Source organism: Pseudomonadota bacterium (assembly GCA_022361155.1).
In the GTDB taxonomy this organism is placed as follows: Bacteria; Myxococcota_A; Polyangia; order Polyangiales; family JAKSBK01; genus JAKSBK01.
Genome location: JAKSBK010000590.1, coordinates 1 through 4,612 on the forward strand (window position 1 = coordinate 1; position 4,612 = coordinate 4,612).

Annotated in this window: 4 protein-coding genes; 2 read left to right on the forward strand and 2 right to left on the reverse strand. The window is 64.3% G+C overall.

Translation table 11 applies throughout. The features are described from left to right. Both MJD61_22180 and MJD61_22185 read left to right on the forward strand, forming a co-directional pair. The coding region (locus MJD61_22180) for a hypothetical protein (GenBank protein ID MCG8557967.1) at positions 1-475 on the forward strand (475 nt) is incomplete at its 5' end. 82 nt (positions 476-557) lie between these two features. Further along, positions 558-1,262: a glutathione S-transferase family protein gene (locus tag MJD61_22185; GenBank protein ID MCG8557968.1), complete on the forward strand. Its 705-nt coding sequence runs from the start codon at positions 558-560 to the stop codon at positions 1,260-1,262. 272 nt (positions 1,263-1,534) lie between these two features. On the opposite strand, the gene aat is transcribed toward MJD61_22185, so the two are convergent. Both aat and clpA read right to left on the reverse strand, forming a co-directional pair. Next, the gene (gene aat / locus MJD61_22190) at positions 1,535-2,320 is read right to left on the reverse strand and encodes a leucyl/phenylalanyl-tRNA--protein transferase (GenBank protein MCG8557969.1); all 786 of its coding nucleotides are present in this window, start codon (positions 2,318-2,320) and stop codon (positions 1,535-1,537) included. A 42-nt stretch (positions 2,321-2,362) separates the two neighbouring features. Further along, the coding region (gene clpA / locus MJD61_22195) for an ATP-dependent Clp protease ATP-binding subunit ClpA (GenBank protein MCG8557970.1) at positions 2,363-4,612 on the reverse strand (2,250 nt) is incomplete at its 5' end.

Here is a 4,612-nt window from a genome sequence, read left to right on the forward strand (position 1 = left end):
CGCGCATGGACGCAAGCACGCGCCTTGCGGCGACACCCATGATGTCGATCCGGACTTTCCTTATGCCCGAGCCGCGCTGGGCAGCTGGGGTTTCAGCGCCATCGAACAGCGCGTGCTCGGACCCGAAGCTCACAGCGACTTCCTGAGCTACTGCAGCCCTTCGTGGGTGAGCGACTATACCTACGGGGCGCTCGCAGAGCGCATCCGCAGGGTTGCGAGCAGCGCGCAATCCGCACCTGCCGACGAGGACGCATCCACGGCGGCCGAGCCGCGGCAGTGGCGCACGCTGGTGGTGGAGCAGGACGGGAGCATGCGTTGGGGCGAGCAGCCTATCCAGTGGCGGGGTCCGGCGGGCGCGCGACCGGCAACCATGTTGCACGTACGCGATGCGTCAGGGCGCCCTTTGACGATCATGGCGTACCGCTATCCGCTGTCCGACAGCGGTGCAGTCATGTGGATGGTGCCTCGGGATTGATTGGTAGTTGCCGGCCGCTCTCCTTGCCGGATACTGCGAGTGGTGCCACATTGGTGCGTTCCCTCGTACCCGCAGGTCCTACGTGTCGAACTACAGGCTCATTAGCTTCGATCTTTGCCCCTACGTGCAGCGTAGTGTGATCACGCTGGAGGAAAAGGGTGTCGAATACGACGTCGAGTATATTGACCTTTCGAACAAGCCGAGTTGGTTTGTTGCCCTCTCGCCGCTCGGCAAGGTGCCGGTGCTTCAGGTCGGGGAAATCGTCTTGTTCGAGTCTGCGGTCATCAACGAGTTCATCGACGAGACAGCGCCGGGCCGCACCATGCATCCGAGCGATCCACTGGAAAGAGCGCGTCATCGATCCTGGATCGAATTCGGCTCCACCGCGCTGGTGGATTGCTATCGCCTGATGGTTACGCGGGAAGAGCAAGACGCCCGCAAGACGGCACAAGCCTGCAGCTCGAAGCTGCAGCGCCTGGAGGGGGCGCTTTCGGATGACCGCTTCTTTCGCGGCGATGCATTGTCTCTGGTGGATGCCGCCATCGCCCCGTTGCTTCAAAGACTGCTGTGGTGCGAGCAGATCGTGCCGGAGCTCGATCTGTTTCGAGACGTGCCCAAGGTCTGTTCCTGGCGGAGCGCCCTCTTGTCGCATCCAAGCGTGGAGCGCTCCACCGTGACCGATATCCGGGATCGCTTCGTCGAGTATTTGAAGGGCAGGGGCTCGCCCACGCGCAACACCGACCCCTCCTGGCTGGGGCGCGTGTCAGGCAACCAGGGCGCTCCGTAGGGCATCGCCTGCGCCGAGTTCCGCACTGCGCCGAGTCCCGCACTGCGCCGAGTTCCGCACTGCGCCGAGTTCCGCACTGCGCCGAGTCCCGCACTGCGCCGAGTTCCGCACTGCGCCGAGTCCCGCACTATCGGAGCCAGCGGGTATGTTCTCGATCCGCGGCTGCGAGGCGTGCCCCAAACCGCGACAACAGCAACGGGGCAGTCTTTGGGGTGGTTGCTGGCCGGCCTGCTTGACGCCGGTGCTTGCTGCGCCCAGTGCACTTCACCGGATCACCGTTCGCTCTGATCCGTCAAGAAACTGGGCTGAGCCGACACCTGGCCTGTGGGGTTGGTCGCAGGCTGTTTCAGGAACGCGAGCGCCTGCACAGGGTCCAAGGGGAAACGCCAGGGTCCGCGGCGCGTCGGAAACACCAAGGCTCGGCGCAGCTCCGTGAGAAAGCGTGCGCGAGGCCAGCTCCTGGCCCCGAAGCGAGCCAGGTTCTCGGTGTAGACCTGGCAGTCCACCAACCGAAACCCCCACAGGCGCAGGTTGCCAAGCATCGCTACGGTCGCGACCTTCGACGCGTCCGGAGCCAGCGCGAACATGGACTCGCCGAAGAACACACGGCCCAAGGACACGCCGTACAGGCCTCCCACGAGCGCGCCATGGTGCCATGCCTCGACGCTGTGGGCGTAGCCGCGCCGGTGCAGAGCTACGAATCCGCGCAGCAGCTCGTCGCTGATCCAGGTCCCGCGCTGACCGGGACGCGCCACGCTCGCGCAGCGCCGAATGACCTCGTCGAACGCCGTGTCGACCCGCACGTCATAGCGCTGCCTGCGAATGCACCTGCGCAACGAACGACCGACGTGTGCGCGCTCGAACTCCAACACGAAACGCGGATCGGGACAGAACCACAGCAGCGGCAGGCTCTCGTGCGGCCAGGGAAAGATCCCAAGCGCGTAACTCAGAATCAAGCGCTCGACCGACGCGTCGCCACCCACGGCCAAGACCCCATCCTCGTTGGCCTGTTCGGGAGGGGGGAAAACGAGCTCCTCGTTCAGGACGTAGACGGACACGTACCAGAACTGTAGCCCGTAAACGCAAGGGGGCCACCCCCGCTATTCCGGGTCGCCACCCGAGCTCGTTTCGGTACAGGGAGTGTCTTCGGCAGGTTCCGGCACCTCTGGATGCTCGTAGCTCAGGACCAACTCGTCGCCGTCCGCATCGACACGAGCCGTGCCACCTGCCCGCAGGGCTCCAAAAAGCAGTGCCTCGGCAAGCGGCCGCTTGAGCCGGCTCTCGATCAGGCGTGCCAGCGGCCGTGCCCCAAAGGCCGCGTCGTAGCCGTTGGTTGCCAGCCACTCGCGCGCACGGTCGCTCGGAGCCACCTTGACGCCCTTCGCATCGAGCTGCTCCTGCAGCAATCCGAGCTCTTTGTCCACGACACGCAAGATCACTTGCCTGGGCAGCCCATCAAACAAGACCCAGGCGTCCAAGCGGTTGCGGAACTCCGGCGAGAACGCGCGCTCGATCGCCTGCCGCGCCCTGCTGTTGTCGACCTCGCCCGGCTCGCGGCCAAAGCCAAGCGCGTTCTTGGCCATGTCTTGCGCTCCAGCGTTGGTCGTCAGAATCAGAATGACGTTGCGGAAGTCCGCCTTGCGCCCGTTGTTGTCGGTCAACGTGGCATGATCCATCACCTGAAGCAGGATGTTGAACAGATCGGGGTGGGCCTTTTCGATCTCGTCCAAGACGACGACGGAGTAGGGATGTTTGCGCACGGCATCGGTAAGCAACCCCCCTTGATCGAAGCCCACGTAGCCCGGCGGCGCGCCGATGAGACGCGAGACCGTGTGTCGCTCCGAGTACTCGCTCATGTCGTAGCGCAGCAGCTCGACCCCGAGCACCAGCGAAAGCTGCTTGGCGAGCTCGGTCTTGCCCACGCCGGTGGGACCAGAAAACAAGAACGAGCCGATGGGCTTGTCGGGGTCGCGCAGGCCCGAACGCGCCAGCTTGATGGACGAGGCGAGCTGCTCGATGGCCTTGTCCTGCCCGAAGATCACCGACCTGAGATCCCGGGCCAAGTTCTTCAGGCGCTCGCGATCCGACGTGGATACGCTCTTTTCGGGGATCCTCGCGATCTTGCTGACGATGGCCTCTATGTCGCTGACCGTGACCCGGCCGGTGCGCTCCGCTTCCGGACGCAGGCGATCCAGGGTGCCGGCCTCATCCAGGACGTCGATGGCCTTGTCCGGGAGAAAGCGATCGTTGATGTGCTTTGCCGCCAGTCTTGCCGCTGCCTCGATCGCGCCGTCGTCGTACTTGAGCTCGTGGTGCTCCTCGTAGCGGCTGCGCAGTCCCTTGAGGATACCGATCGTGTCTTCGATCGAGGGCTCCTTCACTTCGATCTTCTGGAAGCGGCGCGCCAGGGCGCGATCGCGCTCGATGTGCTTGTACTCTTCGTAAGTGGTCGAGCCCACGCAACGCAGCTTGCCCGAAGCCAGCGCAGGTTTGAGTATGTTGGAGGCATCCATCGAACCGCCTGAAGTCGCGCCGGCGCCTACGATGGTGTGGATTTCGTCGATGAACAGCACGGCGTTCTCGTGCTCCGTAAGTCGCCGGATCACGCCCTTGAGCCGTTCCTCGAACTGGCCGCGGAATTTGGTCCCGGCGAGCAGGGCACCCATATCGAGCGAGTAGATGCGCGCGCCCTGCAGCACTTCGGGCGTACGTCCTTCATGCACGGCCTGTGCGAGCCCCTCGGCGATCGCGGTCTTGCCCACACCCGATTCACCCACATACAGCGGATTGTTCTTGCGTCTGCGGCACAACACCTGCACCGTCCGCTCGAGCTCGTTTGTGCGTCCGATGAGCGGGTCGATCTGGCCGTCCTCGGCAAGCTGGATCAGGTCCATGGTGTAGGCGGCCAGCGGATCGCGCGCGGAGTCCCCCTCTTCCTCGCCGTCGTCGCCGGTGGTTGCCGGGCTGCCTTCGCTCTCAACCAGACCGTCGGGCCGGACGCCATGGGACACGTAGCGCTTCAAGTCGAACTTGCGCAGACCTTCCTTGCGTAGCAAGTAGACCGCTTGGGACTCCTCTTCGTTGAAGATCTGAACAAGCACGGCGACGCCGCTGATGACATCCCGCTCGGAGGTTACAACGTGCACGGCGGCGCGCTGCAGCACCCTGTGAACCGCAAGCGTCTGGCGTGCTTGAACGTCCTGAATCTCTTCGGGCAGCTTGGGGATCGACGTTTCGAGGAAAGCATGCAGCTCGCGGCGCAGGCGCTTCGGCGTTCCGCCACAGGCGCGAATGGCGTCGTCGACCTTTTCGTCGTCCAACAGTCCGACCAACAGATGCTCGAGTGTCAC